We start from the raw sequence: 20,376 nt of genomic DNA, 5'->3' as shown, positions 1-20,376 counted from the left end.
CATGAACTTCCAACTCAGCCAAGAACAAGAAATGTTGGTCGATGCAGTCCGCAGTTTTGTCAGCAAGGAGTTGCTGCCCCACGAAGAAGCGGTGGACCGCGCCGACGAGGTCCCGGCCGAACTGGCCGCAGAGATTCGCAACAAGGCCATCGCTGCTGGTTTCTATGCCTTCAACATGCCCGAGGAGGTCGGTGGCGGTGGCCTCGACTACCTGTCCCAGGCGCTGATCGAGCGCGAGCTGGCCAAGTGTTCCTGGGCCCTGCATGTGTTCGTCGCCCGACCGTCGAAGATCCTCATGGCCTGCACCGGCTCGCAGATAGGCGACTACCTGCTGCCTTGCGTGCAGGGCAAGAAGATCGACTGCTTCGCCCTCACCGAACCCGGCGCCGGCTCCGATGCCAATGCGATCAAGACCCGCGCCGTGCGCGAGGGCGGCGACTTCGTGATCAATGGCGCCAAGCACTTCATCAGCCACGCCGGGCATGCTGATTTCGCCATCGTCTTCGCCGTCACCGGCACCTACGAGCACAACGGCCGCCAGCGCAATGCCGTGACCGCGTTCCTGGTGGACCGCGACACCCCGGGCCTGACCATTCGCCGTGGCCCCAAGTGCGTGAGCAACCGTGGCTACCACACCTTCGAGATGTTCTTCGACGACTGCCGGGTGCCGGCCCACCAGGTATTGGGGGAGGTGGGCAAGGGCTGGGAGGTGGCCAACGCCTGGCTCACCGCCGGGCGGGTAATGGTCGCGGCCAACTGCGTGGGCCAGGCGCAGCGGGCGCTGGATGCCTCCCTGCAATGGGCGGCGGACCGCAAGCAGTTCGGCCAGGCCATCGGCAGCTACCAGGGGGTGTCGTTCAAGCTGGCGGACATGGCCACGCAGATCCGCGCCGCCGAGCTCTTGACCCTGCACACCGCCTGGAAGATGGACCAGGGCAGCATGACCGACGGCGAGGCCGGCATGGCCAAGCTGTTCGCCAGCGAAGTGCTGGGCAAGGTGGCCGATGAGGCGGTGCAGATCTACGGCGGCATGGGCCTGATGGACGAAGGCCCGGTGGAGCGCATCTGGCGCAACGCACGGATCGAGCGGATCTGGGAGGGCACCTCGGAGATCCAGCGGCACATCATTTCCCGTGAACTGCTGCGGCCGTTGCTGCGCTGAACCGCCTGGAGAATCTGCGTCATGTCCCAGACCCTACGTGACAACCTCAAGCGCCTGCTGGCGCCCCGGCACCTGGCCTTCGTCGGCGGCCGCAGCATGGCCCGGGCCCTCAAGCGCTGCGCCGAGGGCGGTTTTGCCGGCGACCTGTGGCTGGTCAACCCGCAGCACGCGCAGATCGACGGCGTGCCCTGCGTGGCCAGCATCGACCAACTGCCTTGCGGCCCGGATGCGGTGTTCGTCGCCACCCACCGCGAGCTGACCCTGGACTGCGTCGCCCAGTTGGCGGCCAAGGGCGCGGGCGGGACGATCTGCTACGCCTCGGGGTTTGCCGAGACCGGCGCCGAGGGCCAGGCCCTGCAACAGCGATTGCTGCAGGCCGCCGGCGACATGGCCCTGCTGGGGCCCAACTGCTACGGCCTGCTGGATTACCTGCACGGCGCCGCCCTGTGGCCGGTGGCCCACGGCGGCCAGCAGGTCGAGCGGGGTGTGGCGGTGCTGACCCAGAGCGGCAACTTCGCCTACAACCTGTCCATGAGCGACCGTTCGTTGCCGGTGGCCTACATGGCCTCGGTGGGCAACCAGGCGCAACTGGGCATCGCCGAACTGATGGACGTGCTGCTGGACGAACCCCGAGTCACCGCCATCGGCCTGCACCTGGAAGGCCTGAAGAACGTGCCGAGGTTTGCCCGGGCCGCGTACAAGGCCCTGGAAAAGGGCATTCCAATCATCGCCCTGAAGACCGGGGTGTCGCAGATCGGCGCCGAGTTGGCCCTGAGCCACACCAGCTCGCTCTCCGGCTCCGATGCGCTGTACGACGCCTTGTTCCAGCGCCTGGGGGTGATCCGCGTCAGCGGCCCGGTGAGTTTTGTCGAGACCTTGAAGGCCGCGTCCTGCGGCCAGTTGCCCGCGGGCCCGCAGTTGATGGCCCTGGCCTGTTCCGGGGGCGATGCCGGGTTGATCGCCGACTACGCCGAGCGCAACGGCCTGGAGTTGCCCAAGCTGGCGAGCGAGCAATGCCAGGCGCTGGCCCAGGTGTTGCCGGGGTACGCCAACCTGGTCAATCCGCTGGATTTCACCACCGCGATCTGGGGCGATGCCCAGGCCTTGCAGCAGATGCTCGATACCGTGCTGGGCAGCGCAGCCGACAGCGCCATGCTGGTGCTGGATTACCCGGCCGAGTTCACCGGCGAGCGCAAGGAATGCGACCTGCTGCTGGAGCTGTTCTGCGCCGCGTTGCAACGCCATGGCAAGCGCGGTTTCGTCACCTCGGCCTTCCCCGAATTGCTGCCGGCGGCGGCCCGGGAGCGCCTGCATGCCCTGGGCATCCCGGCCTTGCAGGGGGTCGAGGACGGCCTGGCGGCCTGGGGCCGGATCGCCGCCTACCAGGGCCGGCGCCAGGCCTTGCTGGAACTGGGCGAGGCGGCCCTGGTGCCGCTGTGTCCCGAGGCCCTGGAGGGGACGGGCCAACTGCTGGATGAATGGCAATCCAAACAGGCCCTGCGCGAATTTGGCCTGCGCATTCCCGAGGGCCTGCTGAGCACTCCCGAGCAGGCGCTGAGCGCTGCGGCGGCGGTGGGTTATCCGCTGGTGCTCAAGGCGGTCAGCGTCGAGCTGCCGCACAAGACCGAAGCCGGCGCGGTGGCTCTGAACCTCAAGGACCCCGAGGCGCTAGGCGCGGCGCTGCGGCAGATGCGCGCGCGGATCGCCGAGCATGCCCCGGGGGTGGTCTTCGACCAGGTGCTGCTGGAGCCCATGGCCGCGCCGCCCCTGGCCGAGCTGATCGTCGGCATCAAGCGCGAGGAGCATTTCGGCCTGGCCCTGGTGATCGGCGCCGGCGGGGTGCTGGTGGAGCTGCTCAAGGACAGTCGCAGCCTGTTGCTGCCGACTCATCCGGCGGCAATCCGCCAGGCTGTGCTGCAACTGCGCAGCGCTGCCTTGCTGCAAGGCTTTCGCGGACGCCCGGCGGCCGACCTGGACGCGCTGGTAGCGGCCATCGGTGCGGTGGCCGACTACGCCTGCGAACACGCGGCGACCCTGCTGGAACTGGATGTGAACCCATTGTTGGTCGGTGCCCGCGGCACCGTCGCGGTCGATGCGTTGATTCGCCTTGGCCGGGTATGAGGAGAGAGACATGCACGAACAGACCTTGACCGGTGGCCAGGCCCTGGTGCGGCTGCTGGCCGGCTATGGCGTCGACACGGTATTCGGCATTCCCGGGGTGCACACCCTGGAGTTGTATCGCGGCCTGCCCGGCAGCGGCATCCGCCATGTGCTGACGCGCCACGAACAGGGCGCCGGGTTCATGGCCGACGGTTATGCCCGGGTCAGCGGCAAGCCCGGGGTGTGCTTCGTCATCAGCGGCCCGGGGGTGACCAACGTCGCCACGCCCATTGGCCAGGCCTATGCCGATTCGATCCCGCTGCTGGTGATTTCCAGCGTCAACCACAGCGCCAGCCTAGGCAAGGGCTGGGGCTCGCTGCACGAAACCCAGGACCAGCGCGCCATCACCGCGCCGATCACCGCGTTTTCGGCCCTGGCCCTGAGCCCCGAGGACCTGCCCGAGCTGCTGGCCCGGGCCTTCGCCGTGTTCGACAGCGAGCGCCCGCGGCCGGTGCATCTCTCGGTGCCGTTGGATGTGCTGGCGGCCCCGGTGGCCCGGGACTGGACTGGCGAAGTGCGGAGGCGCCCGGCCCGTGGTCCCGCCGCAGCGGCGGATGTGCACCAGGCGGCGGACCTGTTGCGCCTGGCCAAGCGGCCGATGATCATCGCCGGCGGAGGGGCTTTGCACGCCGGCGCGGCCTTGCAGGAACTGGCGACCCGGCTGGGCGCGGTGTGCTTCAGCAGCGTGGCCGGCAAGGGCCTGCTGGCGGACCGGGCGCCGCTCAATGCCGGTGCGACCCTGTGCGTGGAGCCCGGCTGGCAGTTGATCAGCCAGGCCGATGTGGTGCTGGCGGTGGGCACCGAGATGGCCGACACCGACTACTGGCGCGAGCGCCTGCCGCTCAACGGCCAGCTCGTGCGGCTGGACCTCGACCCACGCAAGTTCAATGACTTCTACCCCTGCGCCGTGGCCTTGCACGGCGATGCCCGGCAGACCCTGGAGGCCTTGCTCGAGGACCTGGAGCAGCCGCCGGCGGACTCCAGCTGGGCGGTGGCGGCGGTGGCCCGGTTACGCCGCACCGTGGACGAAGGGCAGGGCCCGTTGCAGCGCATTCACCAGCAGATTCTCCAGCGAGTGGCGGCCGAGCTGCCCGAACGCGGCTTCATCAGCAGCGACATGACCCAGCTGGCCTACAGCGGCAACTACCTGTACCCCAGCCAGGGGCCGCGCAGCTGGTTGCACCCCACCGGCTACGGCACCCTGGGCTACGGCCTGCCGGCGGCCATCGGCGCCAAGCTCGGCGCGCCCGGTCGCCCGGGCCTGGTGCTGGTGGGCGACGGTGGTTTTCTCTACACCGTGCAGGAGCTGGCCACGGCGGTGGAGGAACTGGACAGCCCGCTGGTGGTGCTGTTGTGGAACAACGACGCCCTGGGCCAGATCCGCGATGACATGCAGGCCCTGGACATCGAGCCCATCGGGGTCTTGCCGCGTAACCCGGACTTCATCGCCCTGGCCCGGGCCTTCGGTTGCCCGGTGAGCCAGCCGGCCAGCCTCGACGAGCTGCAACAGGCGCTGCGCCGTGGGTTCGCCCAGCCCGGGGTGACGCTGATCGAGCTCAAGCACGCCTGCGCCCAGGCCTGATCTACATTTTTTTGCCAGGAGTTTCGCCATGCGTTTTTCCAAGCTGACCCAACGTATCGCCGGCGATGGCGCCGCCGCCTGGGACATCCACTACCGGGCCCTGGCCAAGCGCGAGCGGGGCGAGCCGGTGTGGCTGCTGTCGGTGGGCGACCCGGATTTCGACACCCCGCAGCCCATCGTCCAGGCGGCCATCGACAGCCTGCGCGACGGCCATACCCATTACGCCGACGTGCGCGGCAAGCGTGCCCTGCGCGAGGCCATTGCCCGCCGTCACCAGTCGCGCAGCGGGCAGGTGGTGCAGGCCGATGAGGTGGTGGTGCTGGCCGGTGCCCAGTGCGCGCTGTACAGCGTCGCCCAATGCCTGCTGGACCCGGGGGACGAGGTGATCGTCGCCGAGCCGATGTACGTCACCTACGAGGCGGTGTTCGGCGCCTGCAATGCCCAGGTGGTGCCGTTGCCGGTACGCGCCGAGGAGCGCTTCCAGGTGCGTCCAGAGGACGTGGCCGCGCGCATCACCGGCAAGACCCGGGCACTGGTGCTCAACAGCCCGCACAACCCCACGGGGGCGAGCATTCCCCGGGCCACCTGGGAGGCGTTGGCGGCGCTGTGCATCGAGCATGACCTGTGGCTGATCTGCGACGAGGTCTACAGCGAACTGCTGTACGAGGGCGAGCACGTCAGCCCAGCCAGCCTGCCGGGCATGGCCGAGCGCACCGCGACCCTCAACAGCTTGTCCAAGTCCCATGCCATGACCGGCTGGCGCCTGGGCTGGGTGGTGGCCCCGGCGCCCCTGGCCGCGCACCTGGAGAACCTGGCGCTGTGCATGCTCTATGGCTCGCCGGAGTTCATCCAGGACGCCGCCATCGTCGCCCTGGAGCAACCCTTGCCGCAGTTGGCGGCGATGACCGAGGCCTACCGCCAGCGGCGCGACCTGGTCTGCGATTGCCTGGCCGACTGCCCGGGTGCCCGGCCGCTGAAGCCCGATGGTGGCATGTTCGTGATGGTCGACATCCGCGCCACGGGCCTGAGTGCCCAGGCCTTCAGCGAACGGCTGCTGGACGAGCAGGGGGTGTCGGTATTGGCCGGTGAAGCCTTCGGTCCCAGCGCCGCCGGGCATATCCGCCTGGGCCTGGTGCTGGAGCCCGAGGCCCTGCGCGAAGCCTGCCGACGCATCGCCCGCTGCGCCAGCGATTGCCTCGCCTAGGCGGAGGATCGTCGGAAGGCCCTGTGGGCCTTGGCGCAGCATCGCAGGCTCAGCAGCGGCTACCGGTTTCGTGTAGCCGCTGCCGCAGGGTTTGGGAATGTTGGAAGGTGTTGGGGGGTTAAGCGCGGTCGGTTTCCAGGGGCGGGTCGAAGGCCACGAACAGCTGGTCGGCGGTGATGTTGGCCAGGTCCTGGCGCATGTTGCGCTCCAGCAGGCTGAACAGCCGGGTGAAGACGTCGAACACCTTGCAGTGCTCTTCCATGCCAGAGAAGGGGTTGTCGATCTTCTCGGCGATCAGCGAGCTTTCCTGCACCGCGTCGTAGACGTCCTGCAGGGTGATCTGCGCCGCTGGGCGGGCCAGGGTCAGGCCGCCCTTGGGGCCACGGCAGGAGGCGAGGATATCGGCCTTGACCATCTGCGACACCAGGTTGCGCACCCGCGCCGGGTGGATCTTGACCCATTTGGCGATGGTCTCGGTGCGCAGCTTCTGCGGCGCGTTGGCGGCCACGAAGGACAGGATGTAGGAAGCGGTGATCAGGCGGGTCGACTGGCTCATGGGTGTCTGCAAGTCCCTGGGAAGGCGCCAGTATGCCAGCGCCGGCCGTTCAACGACGCGGTGAAAGCGATTGTGTGGAAAATAAAGTATTTGTTACGGTAACAATTATAAATAAACCCCGAGGAACCGCCATGAATGTGCTGATCGTCCATGCTCACCCCGAGCCGCAATCCTTCACCGCTGCGCTGCGCGACCAGGCTCGCAGCACCTTGGAGGCCCAGGGGCACCAGGTGCAGGTCAGCGACCTGTACGCCATGGACTGGAACCCGGTGGCCAGCGCCGCCGACTTTGCCCGGCGCGACAACCCCGAGTACCTGGTCTATGCCCTGGAGCAGCGGGTAGGGGTGAAGAACGGCGGGATCGCCGCCGACATCCAGGGCGAGCTGGACAAATTGCTGTGGGCCGATCTGCTGATCCTCAATTTCCCGGTGTACTGGTTCTCGGTGCCGGCCATGCTCAAGGGCTGGATCGACCGGGTGCTGGTGTCCGGGGTGTGCTACGGCGGCAAGCGTTTCTACGACCAGGGCGGCCTGGTGGGCAAGAAGGCCCTGCTGAGCCTGACCCTGGGCGGGCGCGAGCACATGTTCGGCCAGGGGGCGATCCACGGTCCGCTGGAGGACATGTTGCGCCCGCTCTTGCGCGGCACCCTGGCCTATGTCGGTTGCCAGGTGCTGGAGCCGTTCGTGGCCTGGCACGTGCCCTATATCAGCCAGGACGCGCGCGAGGGGTTCCTGGCCCAGTACCGCCAACGCCTGGAGCGCATCGATGAGGAGCAACCGCTGGTGTTCCCGCGCCTGGAACAGTTCGACGACGCCCTGTACCCGTTACCGGCGTGATGGGCTTCGTGTAGCCGCCGCAGGCTGCGCATGGGCGCCTAGCGGCCACGGGGTTGGCGATTGCTGGAAGGCCCTGGGGGCCTTGGCGCAGCTTCGCAGGCTCAGCAGCGGCTACAGGAGGTGTAGCCGCTGCCGTGGGGGGATCGGCTCAGAAGCGCAGGGTGACACCGGTGGTCAGCCAGCGGTCGCGCTGGTCCGTCAGGTGCTGGCCCAGGATCAGGTCCAGGTCCAGGGCGTGGCCGATGTGCAGGCGCGGGCCGGCTTGCCAGGCTTGTTCGCCGCCGCGCTGGCCGTAGCGTTCGGCGATCAGGGTCAGGCTGGGCAGCAGCTCGTATTCCACCCCCGTGCCCCAGGTCCAGCGATGGTGCTGCTGGCCGTCGTCATAGGCGTGGCTCCAGCCGGTACTGAGGTTCAGGTGCAGCGCGTCGCTGGGGCTGAAGGTCAGCGGCAGGCTGAGGTCGCCGCCGTCGAAGCTGTGGCTGCGGTTCAGTGCCCAGTGGGCGGAACCGGCGAGCGCCAGTTGCAGGCCCAGGTCGTCGCGGTCCAGCAAGGCCAGCTTGACCTGGGGGCTGAGCTGGGTTTCGCCGTGCTCATCGGTTTCCTGGCGTTGCAGTGCGGCGCCCAATTGCACCCCAGGCAGTTGGCTGAAGGTGCAGGCCGGCACCAGCACGCTGTTGTGGTTCGAGCCTTGGCGGCGATCGGCCTGGTACCAGAGGTCGACATTGCATTCGCCGGGGGCGTTGATCCCGCCGTTGTCCACCACGTAGGCGCCACCGGCGGCCTGGGCCTTGGAGCACAGGGCCAGGGTCGCGGTGGCGCCGGCGGTGATGGCCAGGAACAGCAGGTTGCGCTTGAGCATGCGGCTTTTGGCGACGGGCAGCGGTTGGCCCCAGGCGCGGGAGCGGGAGGAGCGATGCGGACGATGCTGGGTCATGGCGAATCTCACGGCTGTGGGCGCCGGGTTGGCGGCGCCCGGGGTTGGAGTCATGAAGTGGCGGGTGATCACTCACCCAGACCCAGGGTCTGGATGCCCTGGGTCCGGGCTTGGGCCAGCAGTTCCTCGGTGTCGTCGCCACCGGGCAGGGCGAGGACGATGTCGGGGCGGCTGTCGGCCAGCATGAAGCGGTTGCGCAGGCGCTCGGCGTGCTTGCCGTGCAACTGCCAGTTGGGCGGGTAGCGGACGAGGTCGGCGCCGATCTCCCGGGCCCAGTCCTCGATCTGCGCTCCGAGGAACTGGCTGCCGCCATGGATCACCACCCGTACCGGGTGCAGGCGCTGGAAGGCCTCCAGCACTTGGCGGCAGCGACGGCTGTCGGTGTAGTGGCGACCGGCGCAGATCAGGACGCGCATCGGCTGTCCTCCCGGGTGTCGTGCGACTGGCCGGGCAGGGGCTCGGCCAGTGGCTCGCCGAGATAGCCGTGCTCGATGTCACGCTCGCCGGCCCGTTCCAGCACTGGGTAGGCCAGGGCGGCGATGTGGTGGTGGACCCGCCGGTAGTCGCGCAGCAGGCGCTGGAAAATGTCCCCGGACTCGGCCCAGGCGCTGCGGTCTTCGCGCAGTTGGCGAAAGTGCTCGCGGCCGGCGGCGGCTTCCAGGCGGCGCACGTTCTCCTTGCGTGCCACCAGTTGATGGGCGGTGGCCAGGTCTTCGCGCAGGAACACCGTGACCGCCAGGCTAAGGCTGGCCAGCAGTTCCTGGTGCAGCGGCACCAGGGTCCCCAGCTCGAAGGCGGAGAACGGCTCGCTGCGGCGCAGGCGCCGTACCGCCAGCTGCGCCAGGCTGCTGCTGAGGATGTCGCCGGCGTGCTCCAGGTTGATCACCAGCAGCAGGATTTCCTGGGAGCGGTCGGCGTCCTGGTCGCTGATGCCTTCCTTGCCGATGTCCGCCAGATACGCGCGGATCGCCGCGCTGAGCAGGTCCAGGGACTGGTCGATCTGGCGGATCTGCTCGGCGTTGGCCACCTGTGAGGTGCGCAGCAGTTGCAGGACCCGGTCGAGCATGCCCGAGAGCATGTCGGCCATGCGCAGGGCCTCGCGGGCGGCATTGGCCAGGCCGATATTGGCCACTTCCAGCCCGGCCTCGTCCAGGTACAGCGGCATGCCCGGGTCGGTCACTGGCGGCGGGGCCGGCAGCAAGCGGGTCAGCAGCTTGCCCATGGGCTCGGTGAAGCCGATGAACAGCAGCCCCAGCACCAGGCTGAAGACGCTGTGCAGGTAGACCACCAGCAGCGCCCCGGGCAGCTGGCGCACGCCTTCGAGCTGGGCCAGTGCGCCGATCCACGGCAAGACCAGCGCCACCCCGGCCAGGCGCACCAGCAGGTTACCCAGGGGCAGGCGCCGGGCGACGTTGCCGCTGGCGCCCAGCAGCGAGGGCAGGCTGCCGCCGAGATTGACCCCCAGCACCAGGGCCATGCTGGTGGCCGGCGACAGCAGCCCGGTGCCGGCCAGCGAGGCGACCAGCAGCACCACCGCCACGCTGGAGTGGCACATCCAGGTCAGCACGACCGCCACCAGCAGCGCCAGCAGCAGGTCGCCGTCCAGGCTTTGCATCACCAGGCGCAACATCGGGGTGTGTTCCACCGCACCCAGGGTGGCGCCGAGCGTGCCCAGGGCCAGGAGCATCAGGCCCAGGCCGATCAGCGCGGCACCGATGCTTTCAAAGCGCGAGTCATCGCGCAGGCGCAGGCACAAGAAACCCGCCAGCAACGCCACCGGGGCGGCCAGCGAGAGGTCCAGGCTCAGCAGCTGGACCACCAGGGTCGAGCCGATGTTGGCCCCCAGCATCACCGCCAGCGCCGGGGCCAGGCCCAGGGTGCCGGCGGCGGTGAAGGAGCTGGCCATCAGGCTCACTGCGGTACTGCTTTGCAGCACCCCGGTGATGCCGACGCCGCACAGCAGCGCCAGCCACCGGTTATTCAGGTGTTGCCCGAGCCAGTGGCGCAGCGGGCTGCCGAAGCCGCGCAGCAGTGAGTTGCAGATCATCTGCGAGCCCCACAGCAAGAGGGCGATGGCGCCGGCCAGGTTGATCAGAAGGGTGGTTCCCGACATGAGGGTTCTCCCGGGACGGGTGCGGGTTCAGGCGATCGCCAGGCGCAGCGAGGCGCGGTTGAGGGCGGCGCTCAAATCCAGCACGAAACGCATTTCCACGGCGCTCAACAGGCCCCGCACATAGAGACGGCAACCCAGGCGGGCGAGCAGCCGGGCACAGGCGCACAAGGCGCAGACCAGCAAGGCCTTGAGGCCGCGTTGCAACGAAGAAAAAGGCTTGAGGTACATGGCGACGCTCCTTTGGGGCGAGCGCTGTCGGCGTCGGCACGGCGCGGGCCGCGCCGACGATGGCAGCAGTGGTCTGGATGATCGCAAGCGACCGCCACCGGGCGGTCGCGCCACGTTTCAGGCCCTTAGAACCACTGCTTGAAGCGGCGGATGTACAGGGTCTTCATGGTCTGGGCGACCACGCAGTAGCTGAGCAGGGTGCCCACCAGCCAAGGGAAGTACTCCCACGGCAGCGGCACCAGGCCGACCATGCTGCCCAGGGGCGAGAAGGGCACGTAGATCCCCAGCGCCATCACCAGTCCAGTAGCCAGCATCACCGGCAAGGCCGCGGTGCTCTGGATGAACGGGATCTTGCGGGTGCGCAGCATGTGCACCACCAGGGTCTGGGACAGCAGCCCCTCGATGAACCAGCCGGACTGGAACAGCGCCGCCATCTCCACGCTGTTGGCGGCGAACACGTACCACATCAGGGCGAAGGTGGTGATGTCGAAGATCGACGAGGTCGGCCCGATCCAGATCATGAAGCGCCCGATGTTGTTGGCGTCCCACTTGCGCGGCTTGGCCAGGTACTCCTTGTCCATCTTGTCCCAGGGCAGGGCCAGCTGGGAGAAGTCGTACATCAGGTTCTGCAGCAGCAGGTGGATCGCCAGCATCGGCAGGAACGGGATGAAGGCACTGGCTACCAGTACCGAGAACACGTTGCCGAAGTTGGAGCTGGCAGTCATGTTCAGGTACTTCATGATGTTGCCGAAGGTCTCGCGGCCCTTGATCACCCCTTCCTCGAGCACCATCAGGCTCTTTTCCAGGAGGATGATGTCCGCCGATTCCTTGGCGATGTCGGTGCCGCTGTCCACCGAGATGCCGACGTCGGCATCGCGCAGGGCCGGGGCGTCGTTGATCCCGTCGCCGAGGAAGCCCACGGTGTGGCCGTTGGCCTGCAGGGCCTTGAGCACCCGCGACTTCTGCAGTGGGGTCAGCTTGGCGAACACCGTGCGTTCTTCCACCAGCCGGCCCAGGACTTCATCGTCCATGTGCTCGATGTCGCGGCCCAGCAGTGGCTCGCCGGCTTCCAGGCCGACCTCGCGGCAGATCTTGGCGGTGACGATAGGGTTGTCGCCAGTCAGTACCTTGACCGCCACGCCGTTGTCGCGCAGGGCGGCGATGGCCGGGCCGGCGGTTTCCTTGGGCGGATCGAGGAAGGTCAGGCAGCCTTCGATCACCAGTTCGCGCTCATCGCTGGCGCTGTACTGGCTGCGGGTCTGGCCTTTGGGCAGCTCCCGGGTGCCCACCAGCAACACGCGAAAGCCGTCGCGGTTGTAGCGTTCGGCCAGGGCCAGCAGTTGTGCCCGGCGCTCGGCGTCCAGCGCCACGGCAATGCCGTCCTGGCGCACCCGGGTGGCGGTCTCGAGCATTTCCTCCACCGCGCCCTTGCACACCAAGAGGTGCTGGCCATGGGCGTCAGCGAGGATCACCGACAGGCGCCGGCGCACGAAGTCGAACGGCAACTCATCGATCTTGCGCCAGGCGGCGGGCGGGGTGAAGCGCGGGTTCTCCTCGGCGAAGGCCACCACCGCGCGGTCCATCAGGTTCTTCATGCCGCTCTGGTGGTAGCTGTTGAGCCAGGCCAGTTGCAGTACCTGGTCGCAGCGTTGACCGTCGATGCCCACGTGGTGCTCGAGGATGATTCGGTCCTGGGTCAGGGTGCCGGTCTTGTCGGTGCAGAGCACGTCCATGGCGCCGAAGTTCTGGATCGCGTTGAGGCGCTTGACCACCACCTTGCGCTTGGCCATGGCCGCGGCGCCCTTGGCCAGGTTGGCGCTGACGATCATCGGCAGCATTTCCGGGGTCAGGCCGACGGCCACCGCCAGGGCGAACATGAAGGCATCGGCCCAGTCGCCCTTGGTGAAGCCGTTGATCAGAAGCACCACCGGCACCATCACCAGCATGAAGCGGATCAGCAGCCAGCTGACGCTGTTGACCCCACGGTCGAAGGCGGTTTGCGAGCGCGAGCCGACGATGGAACGGGCCAGGGAGCCGAAGTAGGTACGCGCGCCGGTGGCCACCACCACGGCGGTGGCGGTGCCGCTGACCACGTTGGTGCCCATGAAGCAGATGTTGGGCAAATCCAGCAGGTCTTGCTGGTCGGCGGCCTGGGCCTTGGCGGATTTCTCCTGGACGGCGCCCAGGGTGTCGTACTTCTCCACCGGCAAGGCTTCGCCGGTGAGCACCGCCTGACTGATGAACAGGTCGCGGGATTCGATCAGGCGGATATCGGCAGGGATCATGTCGCCCGCCGAGAGCTGGATGATGTCGCCCACCACCAGTTCGCGCATCGGTACTTCGCGTACCCGGGCCTGCATGCCCATCTGCTCGCGCCGCAGGACCGCGGCGGTGGTGCGGACCATGGCCTTGAGGGCCTCGGCGGCCTTGGCCGAGCGGTGCTCCTGCCAGAAGCGCATCAGGCCGCTGGCCAGGACCATCACCAGGACGATGATGACCCCGGTGAGATCGGTTTCTTCGCCGGCCTGCAGCGGCAGCCAGAAGTCGGTGAAGAAACTGATACCGGTCAGGGTCATCAGCACATAGATGAAGGGGTTGTTGAAGGCTTGCAGCAGTTGCACCAGGGCGTGCGGCGGACGGTCGTGGGCGACCTCGTTGTGGCCGTCCCGTTGCAGGCGGCCTTCGGCGTCCAGTTCGGTGAGACCTGCGGTGCTGGACTTGACATTGGCCAGGGTCACGGCCAGGCCGTTCTGGGCTTCACGGGCGGCGCGCATCGACAGCTTGTGCTGGTCGCCGGTGGCGTTGTGGTTGCGGGAAGTTGCGATTTTTACAGTCATGGGTGTGTGCTCCTGCCGCTTGCTGACGGCGCGACACACGAGCCACTCAACTAATCAAAGGCGAGCGAAAGTATGTCGAACCGCAGGTTGGCGATCGATTTTGATCTGGGCGTCTTTCAGGATTTAACGTTCGCTGCCCACACAATGAAGTTGCATGGACAGCGAACCTACTACTGGCCTCTTCCATAACTTTCTCCGGCATGTTTATTAACTTTAAGGCGATAGGGTGCCGACAAGTTCCTATATAAGGAATTCGTCTTTGAATAACGAAAGTTATTGTCGCCTGGAACTTAGGTGCGAGCCCCGAGATACAGGCCAAGGATCAAGGCGGCCTGGGTGAAGAGCCAGGCCGCGCCCCGACTCTGCGGGTCCTGGCTGTCGTCGAAGCTCCAGCGTTGTTGCAGTTGGCCGCTGGTGGGGCAGACACGCCAGTTGGCCCGCAGGTGCGTGGCGCAGGCAGCTGTGGTGCGAGAGAAAGGCGAGCGGGCCTGGGCCTTGGGCTCAGGGCGCAGCTTGACCCGCATGGTCGCGGCAAAGGCGCGGACACCGGGCATTACAGAGGAAGTGAAGGTCATAACAGTTGCCTCGCGACCGGACTGGCTCCGGAGGAGGCAAGTTACGTTGGAGCGTCAAGCTCTAGCGCAGCTCACCCGACCGTGGAGTCGAGTCCCGTCTTGTTCAGGGTTAAGTGCCTGGCGGTGCCCGAGGGCCGCGACCAGACAGCGTCTAGATACTGTGTCCATTGGCTTCTTTGGTGAGTTGGAAAAAAGGCCGGTTTGACCGGCCCGCGCAATTTACTCAGGGCGCTGGGGTGAGTCAAGTTCAAATTGCTCGGAAATCAATGATCGATGATGTTTTTTTCAGCTGAGGTTCAGGCAGGGGGCAACTAACTTGTAAAGTTGCTTGTATAAGTTGGACGGTAAATAAAAAGTGCCCATGATCGAATAACATCATGGGCACTCAATAGTTACGAAGTTGCCAGGACCTCAATTGAGCAGGTGCTGGGAAATATCCTTGTAGGTGGCACTGTCAGTGGCGGCCATCAATTGCCGGCCATCCTTGAAGGTGCCGATGAAGGTCACCTCGTTTTCCGTGCCCGCGATCAGGTAGCCGGCCAGCGCCCCCACCGGGCCCAACAGCATGGCGCCGGCCAGGCCGTAGCCCAGTGCGTCGCGGTTGGTCACAGGGCTTTCGCTGGCGATTTCCAGGGACTTGAACGCCGATGCCTTGACGTCGACCCCGGCACTGTTGAGCACGGTCTTGAGCCTGAAGGTACCGTGCCGGTATTCACCGGTGCCTTGCAGGAAATCACCCGATAAAACCTCGATCTTTGCCATGTTGAATCATCCTTATCCAAGCATAACCAGACAGGCCATTGAGCTCGCCGTCACCGGGAGCGTCAACGGAGTTGCGATGAAGGGCACTACCACCAGTCAGCAGCCCTCGTGCATCCAGCCTCGGCCAGAGCTCCGCTGGCGATGCTGATCCAAGTCAGGGCTGTGAATGTTTGTAGCAGCCAGCCGACCAGTGCCCCGGGGCTTCCGACCAGCGGTGCGGCCAGCGATGGCAGAAGGGGACGAGCGGTATGAAGAGCCAGTGTCCGGCCATTACCTTGTGGCGATCCATGACGGTTGTATTACCCTGCGCCACTGATTGTCGTCCGCTCTCGGGTCCCTGGAGTCGCCATGCCTCGCTTCGCCGCCAACCTCAGCATGCTCTACCCGCAACACGCCTTTCTCGATCGCTTCGCCGCAGCCGCCGCCGATGGCTTTGCCGCCGTGGAATACCTGTTTCCCTATGAGCATCGCGCCGAGGAGCTCAGGCAGCGCCTGGACGACCACGGCCTGCAGCAGGTGCTGTTCAACGCACCACCGGGGGACTGGGCGGCAGGGGAGCGCGGCACGGCCTCGCTGCCCGGGCGCGAGCAGGAGTTTCGTGCAGGGTTCGCCCGGGCCCTGGAGTACGCCGCGGTGCTGGGTAATGCACGCATCCATGTGATGGCCGGGCTGCTGGCCGACGAAGGCGAGCGGGCCCGGCACCATGGGGTCTACCTGGAGAACCTGGCCCATGCCTGCGCCCGGGCCGCCGAGGCGGGCATCACGGTATTGGTGGAGCCGATCAACACCCGGGACATGCCGGGGTTTTTCCTCACCCGCCAGGACCAGGCCCAGGCCATCTGCCGCGAAGTAGGGGCCGACAATCTCAAGGTGCAGTTCGACTGCTACCACTGCCAGATCGTCGAGGGTGACGTGGCCACCAAGCTGCGCCGCGACCTGGCGGGCATCGGCCATATCCAGGTCGCCGGGGTGCCGGAGCGCCATGAACCGGATCAGGGCGAGTTGCATTACCCCTACCTGTTCCAGTGGCTGGATGAGCTGGGTTACGCCGGCTGGGTCGGTTGCGAGTACCGGCCCCGGGGCGACACCAGCGCCGGCCTGCAATGGCTGCGGGACTGGCAGGCGCGTTGATGCATTGGCCCGGGCTAGGGGCAGAAGGGGCAGTACAGGTTGTCCAGGAAGTCATCGCTGTGGATGTTCGCGTCCAGGACCTGCACCACAACCGGGCCGTGGCGCGGGCACTCCAGCACTTGCCCGGCGCCGTTGCGGGCGGGCTGTTCTGCGCTGAATTCGTTGCAGCCGCACCAGGGGCACTTTTGCAGGGGTTGTTCGTGCTGCCCGAGGATCGCCAGTGTCCAGCCGCAGCCGGTGCAGTTCAGACGGTGAAGGGCGCGGGCAGGGGTGAAGGTGGGCATCGATGGTTCCTTGGCAGGGTACTCAGGCGCGGTTCAGCAGCCGCTTGAGCAGGCGGGTCAGCGGTTCCCGGGCCTTGCGGCTCTTGAACGGCGAAGGGATGTGTCGCAAGAAGTGCTGCCAGGGATAACCCCCCGGATCGCGCCGGGTGGACAGCAGGTAATCGTGCAGGGCCAGGGCCGACTCCCGGTGGTAGGCCCACAGCAACTGGCCCCTGTATGGCACGCCGTAATAAGCCTCGGTTGGCCAGTTCAGTGCATGCCTGGCCTGGTAATCGCAGTGCGGGCAACTGACCGAGCCATGGTCCAGGCTGTGCTGGCGGTAGCCGTGGCGCGGTTGTCGCCATTGCTCGGCGCGATAGCCCTCGGGCAGCTGTCCCAGGCTCTGCAACGGGTCGCCATGCAGGCCGGGATAGTACAGGGCGTAGTGGCGGTAGTGGCCGCAGCTGTCCTGGGGGCGCCAGTATTCCAGCAACGGATGGGCCTGGAACCAGGGCACGTCGGCCTTGCGCTCGATGCTCACCGCCACCAGGAATTCGAAGTCGGCCTGGCCTGCGCATTGGGGGCAGGCCAGTGCCAGTTGGTGGGGCATGGGGTGGTACTGATAGAGGCCGGTCATGCTCGTTTCAATCGGTCGATGTGCGTGGGCGGTCGATCTTCCAGCGCTGCTTGAGCCGTTGCAAGCTGCCATCGCGCTCCATCGCCTCCAGGGCCTGCTGCCAGCGGGCGACCTGGGCCGGGTCGACCTTGGGCGAGAAGGCGATATAGGCATCCTGGTGCATCAGCGGGATCTGGTAGCGCAGCTGTTCCAGCCCCATGCCTTGCTCGGCGGCGAAGGTGCCGACGCTCATGGTGTCGGCGACCACGTACTGCACGCGGCCGACCTGCAGCAGGCGCATCATGATTTCCGGGCTGTCCACGCCCCACAGGTTGGTCAGGCCCTGTTGCCGGAGCAAGCTGTAGACCAGCCACTTGCGCGGCACGGCGATCTGGCCCTGGGTCTGCTGCAGGTCGGCCACTGGCGTGGTGTCGCTGCTGCGGCTGTAGAGCGCGGTCTCGGTCTGCATCAAAGGCCCGACCCACTGGTAGCGGGTTTCGCGCTCGGCGGTGCGCAGGATGGTGAACACCGCGGTATCGGCTTCCTCGCTGGCATCGCGCAGGGCCCGCAGCATCGGCCGTTGCTGGATCTGGACAGGGTCGCCGCTGCGTTGCGCCAGGGCCTGCACCACATCGACGCCGAAACCTGCCATGTGCTCGCCCTGCTGGAAGTGCAGCGGTGGGTGGTTGTCGGTCAGCATGCGCAGCGGCTCTGCGCTGGCCGCAAGGCTCAACAGGGACAGCATGGCTCCCAGCACCCAGTTCATCGCACACCTTGAGCACAAAAGAGCAGAGCTTAGTACGCGAGGATGCGGGCTGTCGCAGAAAATCCCAGGTATTTCCAGTTCTCGCGCCATCTGCCGGGGCGCCGGGGACAAGCCTGCACGCCAGCGTCGCCAGCGCTCGTGCCCCAGGAGTATGCTGCGCGCCATTTGCACCATGGACGCTAACCGATGCCCCGATCCTCGTTCACCTCCCTGCGGGCCGCAGGGCTGTTGTGCCTGGCCCTGGCCTGTGCCCCGACCGCCCAGGCCGCGGGCCTGGCTTGCGCCAAGGCCGCCACCGCCAGCGAAAAGGCGATTTGCGCCGATTCCTACACCTTGCAACTGGATAGCCAACTGGCCAGCGCCTGGACCACGGCCCTGGCCCAGTCCAGGGAGCCCAAGGCCCTGCGCCAGGCCCAACGCCAGTGGCTCAAGGAGCGCGATGACTGCCAGGCCAACCTGGCCTGCCTGCGCGGCACCTACCAGAGTCGCCTGCTGGAGCTGCCCTTTGTGAATGTGCCGTTCGCCTGGCAGGGCACCTGGCAGCGGGTGTCCACCAGCCCTTACTTCGCCGGTGAGCTGTTTATCCGCCGCCTGGCCCAGGACCGCCTGGATTTCGAGATCTCCGGCATGGGCGGCGCCAACTCCGGGGCCTTGCAGGGCGAGGCGCGGATCCAGGGCAATGAGGCGCACTATGCGGTGGAGGGTTGCAGTCTGGTTTTTCGCACCCGCGATGGCCTGCTGGAGGTGGACCAGGAAGGCGAGTCCTATGCCTGCGGGGCGGGTAGCGGGGTGAACTACAGTGGCCGCTACGTGGCCTCCAAGCGTGAACTGAAACCGCATTACGATCTGCTGAGCACGGCGCTGGTGCATACCGAGGAGGAAGATCGCCAGGCCCGCCAACTGCTGGGCGCGGACTACCAGACCCTGCTCGACAGCGGCTCGGTGTTCATCGAGCAGCATTCGGCCGAGCTGCCAGACGCCCAGGTCACCCAGATGTGGCTGCGCGGGGTGGCGAACACCAATGCCGCGATCTTCCTGCGTGGGCCGCAGGGCCAGCTGTGGACCGCCATGCTGGTGGTGCAGGGGCCCGCGGACGAGGTGCGGGTGCGCTACTACAGCAACGTGCCGGAGTGGAAGCACAGCCTGCCGGACGTGGTGCAGGCGTGGTACGAAGAACGCACCAAGGGCAAGCGCCTGGCGCTGGACATGATGCCCTGACCCGGCGCCCTGGAATTTACGCGCGGGGATGCTGAAGCCTGCTCGCGCAACTGCTAGAGTCTCGCCCCTGGCAGGCGGGGACACCCGGTCCTGGCGGACAAATTCCAGCGGTTGGTGACGCGAAGCCCGCGAGAGCGTCTACGACTTGTGCAAGTGACACTGCCGCCGCCGTCATCGGCGCCTGGCACATTTGAAATTGGGAGAATCTGTATGGTCATCAAACCCCGCGTTCGCGGCTTTATCTGTGTGACGACCCACCCGGTCGGCTGTGAGGCCAACGTCAAGCAACAGATCGATTACGTCACCCAGCAGGGCGCCATCGACGCAGGGCCGAAGAACGTACTGGTCCTCGGCGCTTCCACCGGCTACGGCCTGGCTGCGCGGATCACTGCAGCCTTCGGCTGTGGCGCCAATACCCTGGGCGTGTTCTTCGAGCGCGGCAGCGTCGACGGCAAGCTGGGCACCGCCGGCTGGTACAACAGCGCGGCGTTCCACAAGTTCGCCGAAGAAAAGGGCCTGTACGCCAAGAGCATCAACGGCGACGCCTTCTCCGATGCGGTCAAGGCCGAAACCATCGAGACCATCAAGCGCGACCTGGGCAAGATCGACCTGGTGGTCTACAGCCTGGCCGCCCCGCGCCGCACTCACCCCAAGACCGGTGAAGTGCTGAGCTCGACCCTCAAGCCCCTGGGCAAGTCCGTGACCCTGCGCGGTGTCGACACCGACAAGGAAATTGTCAAGGAAACCACCCTGCAGCCTGCGACCCAGGAAGAGATCGACGGCACCGTGGCGGTCATGGGTGGCGAAGACTGGCAGATGTGGATCGATGCCCTGCACGAGGCCGGCGTCCTGGCCGAAGGCGCCAAGACCACCGCCTTCACCTACCTGGGCGAGAAGCTGACCCACGACATCTACTGGAACGGTTCCATCGGCGAAGCCAAGAAGGACCTGGACCAGAAGGTCATCGGCATTCGCAAGGAACTCTCGGACCTGGGTGGCGATGCCCGTGTATCGGTGCTCAAGGCGGTGGTGACCCAGGCCAGCTCGGCGATCCCGATCATGCCGCTGTACCTGTCGCTGCTGTTCAAGGTGATGAAGGAGCAGGGCAGCCACGAAGGTTGCATCGAGCAGGTCTACGGCCTGTACAAGGACAGCCTGTACAACCCGAACCCGATCATCGACGAAGAAGGCCGCCTGCGCGCCGACTACAAGGAGCTGCAACCTGAGGTCCAGGACCGCGTGAAGCAGCTGTGGGACGAAGTCACCAGCGACAACCTGTACCAGCTGACCGACTTCGCCGGCTACAAGCAGGAGTTCCTGCGCCTGTTCGGTTTCGAGATCGACGGTGTCGACTACGAAGCCGATGTCGATCCGGACGTGAAGATCGACAAGCTGGTCCAGCTGTAACCGCACTGCCCGCGTGACCCAACGCC

Annotated in this window: 19 protein-coding genes; 8 read left to right on the top strand and 11 right to left on the bottom strand. The window is 66.7% G+C overall.

Annotation, left to right across the window (positions count from 1 at the left end):
- Position 1: 1 nt before the first annotated feature.
- The 4 genes from ATY02_RS17865 to ATY02_RS17850 are packed head-to-tail and all read left to right on the top strand — an operon-like array spanning position 2 to position 6,108.
- A complete protein-coding gene (locus ATY02_RS17865; RefSeq protein ID WP_022644056.1) occupies positions 2-1,162 on the top strand; it encodes an acyl-CoA dehydrogenase family protein in 1,161 nt (386 codons plus the stop codon).
- A gap of 21 nt (positions 1,163-1,183) precedes the next feature.
- On the top strand, positions 1,184-3,283 hold the full coding sequence (locus ATY02_RS17860; protein WP_068587063.1) for an acetate--CoA ligase family protein: 2,100 nt from the start codon (positions 1,184-1,186) through the stop codon (positions 3,281-3,283).
- A 10-nt stretch (positions 3,284-3,293) separates the two neighbouring features.
- The gene (locus ATY02_RS17855; RefSeq protein WP_068587061.1) at positions 3,294-4,904 is read left to right on the top strand and encodes a 5-guanidino-2-oxopentanoate decarboxylase; all 1,611 of its coding nucleotides are present in this window, start codon (positions 3,294-3,296) and stop codon (positions 4,902-4,904) included.
- A gap of 28 nt (positions 4,905-4,932) precedes the next feature.
- Positions 4,933-6,108, top strand: coding sequence for a pyridoxal phosphate-dependent aminotransferase (locus tag ATY02_RS17850; protein WP_068595681.1), 1,176 nt, complete (start codon positions 4,933-4,935; stop codon positions 6,106-6,108).
- A 118-nt stretch (positions 6,109-6,226) separates the two neighbouring features.
- On the opposite strand, the gene ATY02_RS17845 is transcribed toward ATY02_RS17850, so the two are convergent.
- The gene (locus ATY02_RS17845) at positions 6,227-6,664 is read right to left on the bottom strand and encodes an RrF2 family transcriptional regulator (protein WP_022644059.1); all 438 of its coding nucleotides are present in this window, start codon (positions 6,662-6,664) and stop codon (positions 6,227-6,229) included.
- Positions 6,665-6,795: 131 nt separating this feature from the next.
- On the opposite strand from ATY02_RS17845, the gene ATY02_RS17840 reads away from it, so the two are divergent.
- Positions 6,796-7,500, top strand: coding sequence for an NAD(P)H-dependent oxidoreductase (locus tag ATY02_RS17840; RefSeq protein ID WP_068586689.1), 705 nt, complete (start codon positions 6,796-6,798; stop codon positions 7,498-7,500).
- A 148-nt stretch (positions 7,501-7,648) separates the two neighbouring features.
- On the opposite strand, the gene ATY02_RS17835 is transcribed toward ATY02_RS17840, so the two are convergent.
- The 7 genes from ATY02_RS17835 to ATY02_RS17805 form a co-directional block, all read right to left on the bottom strand.
- Positions 7,649-8,434, bottom strand: coding sequence for a hypothetical protein (locus ATY02_RS17835; RefSeq protein ID WP_068586692.1), 786 nt, complete (start codon positions 8,432-8,434; stop codon positions 7,649-7,651).
- A gap of 68 nt (positions 8,435-8,502) precedes the next feature.
- A complete protein-coding gene (locus ATY02_RS17830) occupies positions 8,503-8,850 on the bottom strand; it encodes a DUF2493 domain-containing protein (RefSeq protein ID WP_022644062.1) in 348 nt (115 codons plus the stop codon).
- Complete coding sequence (locus ATY02_RS17825; protein ID WP_068586698.1) at positions 8,838-10,547, bottom strand: Na/Pi cotransporter family protein; 1,710 nt, start codon at positions 10,545-10,547, stop codon at positions 8,838-8,840. Before ATY02_RS17825 ends, ATY02_RS17830 begins: the two co-directional genes overlap by 13 nt.
- A 27-nt stretch (positions 10,548-10,574) precedes the next feature.
- The gene (locus tag ATY02_RS17820) at positions 10,575-10,775 is read right to left on the bottom strand and encodes a hypothetical protein (protein WP_068586701.1); all 201 of its coding nucleotides are present in this window, start codon (positions 10,773-10,775) and stop codon (positions 10,575-10,577) included.
- Positions 10,776-10,900: 125 nt separating this feature from the next.
- On the bottom strand, positions 10,901-13,612 hold the full coding sequence (mgtA, locus tag ATY02_RS17815) for a magnesium-translocating P-type ATPase (protein ID WP_068586706.1): 2,712 nt from the start codon (positions 13,610-13,612) through the stop codon (positions 10,901-10,903).
- Between the two features lie 290 nt (positions 13,613-13,902).
- Positions 13,903-14,187, bottom strand: coding sequence for a hypothetical protein (locus ATY02_RS17810; RefSeq protein ID WP_031321607.1), 285 nt, complete (start codon positions 14,185-14,187; stop codon positions 13,903-13,905).
- A 411-nt stretch (positions 14,188-14,598) separates the two neighbouring features.
- Positions 14,599-14,949: a hypothetical protein gene (locus ATY02_RS17805; protein ID WP_068586709.1), complete on the bottom strand. Its 351-nt coding sequence runs from the start codon at positions 14,947-14,949 to the stop codon at positions 14,599-14,601.
- A gap of 348 nt (positions 14,950-15,297) precedes the next feature.
- Here ATY02_RS17805 and otnI point away from each other — a divergent pair, with 348 nt between their 5' ends.
- A complete protein-coding gene (gene otnI, locus ATY02_RS17800; RefSeq protein WP_068586712.1) occupies positions 15,298-16,080 on the top strand; it encodes a 2-oxo-tetronate isomerase in 783 nt (260 codons plus the stop codon).
- Between the two features lie 14 nt (positions 16,081-16,094).
- Here otnI and ATY02_RS17795 read toward each other — a convergent pair whose 3' ends face one another.
- Genes ATY02_RS17795 through ATY02_RS17785 form a run of 3 tightly spaced genes read right to left on the bottom strand, consistent with a single transcriptional unit; the run spans position 16,095 to position 17,725 of the window.
- Positions 16,095-16,364, bottom strand: coding sequence for a hypothetical protein (locus ATY02_RS17795; RefSeq protein ID WP_068586715.1), 270 nt, complete (start codon positions 16,362-16,364; stop codon positions 16,095-16,097).
- 22 nt (positions 16,365-16,386) lie between these two features.
- Positions 16,387-16,980: a hypothetical protein gene (locus ATY02_RS17790; protein ID WP_068586717.1), complete on the bottom strand. Its 594-nt coding sequence runs from the start codon at positions 16,978-16,980 to the stop codon at positions 16,387-16,389.
- Between the two features lie 7 nt (positions 16,981-16,987).
- On the bottom strand, positions 16,988-17,725 hold the full coding sequence (locus ATY02_RS17785) for a substrate-binding periplasmic protein (protein ID WP_068586720.1): 738 nt from the start codon (positions 17,723-17,725) through the stop codon (positions 16,988-16,990).
- Between the two features lie 186 nt (positions 17,726-17,911).
- Between ATY02_RS17785 and ATY02_RS17780 the strand changes: the two genes are divergently transcribed.
- Both ATY02_RS17780 and fabV read left to right on the top strand, forming a co-directional pair.
- Positions 17,912-18,943 carry a lysozyme inhibitor LprI family protein gene (locus ATY02_RS17780; protein WP_022644072.1) on the top strand — a complete coding sequence of 344 codons (1,032 nt, stop codon included), beginning with the start codon at positions 17,912-17,914 and terminating at the stop codon, positions 18,941-18,943.
- 210 nt (positions 18,944-19,153) lie between these two features.
- The gene (gene fabV, locus ATY02_RS17775) at positions 19,154-20,350 is read left to right on the top strand and encodes an enoyl-ACP reductase FabV (RefSeq protein ID WP_022644073.1); all 1,197 of its coding nucleotides are present in this window, start codon (positions 19,154-19,156) and stop codon (positions 20,348-20,350) included.
- Positions 20,351-20,376 lie beyond the last annotated feature (26 nt).

The organism is Pseudomonas sp. BIOMIG1BAC (genome assembly GCF_001705995.2).
Lineage (GTDB): Bacteria > Pseudomonadota > Gammaproteobacteria > Pseudomonadales > Pseudomonadaceae > Aquipseudomonas > Aquipseudomonas sessilinigenes.
This window is presented reverse-complemented; position numbering and strand designations above follow the sequence as displayed.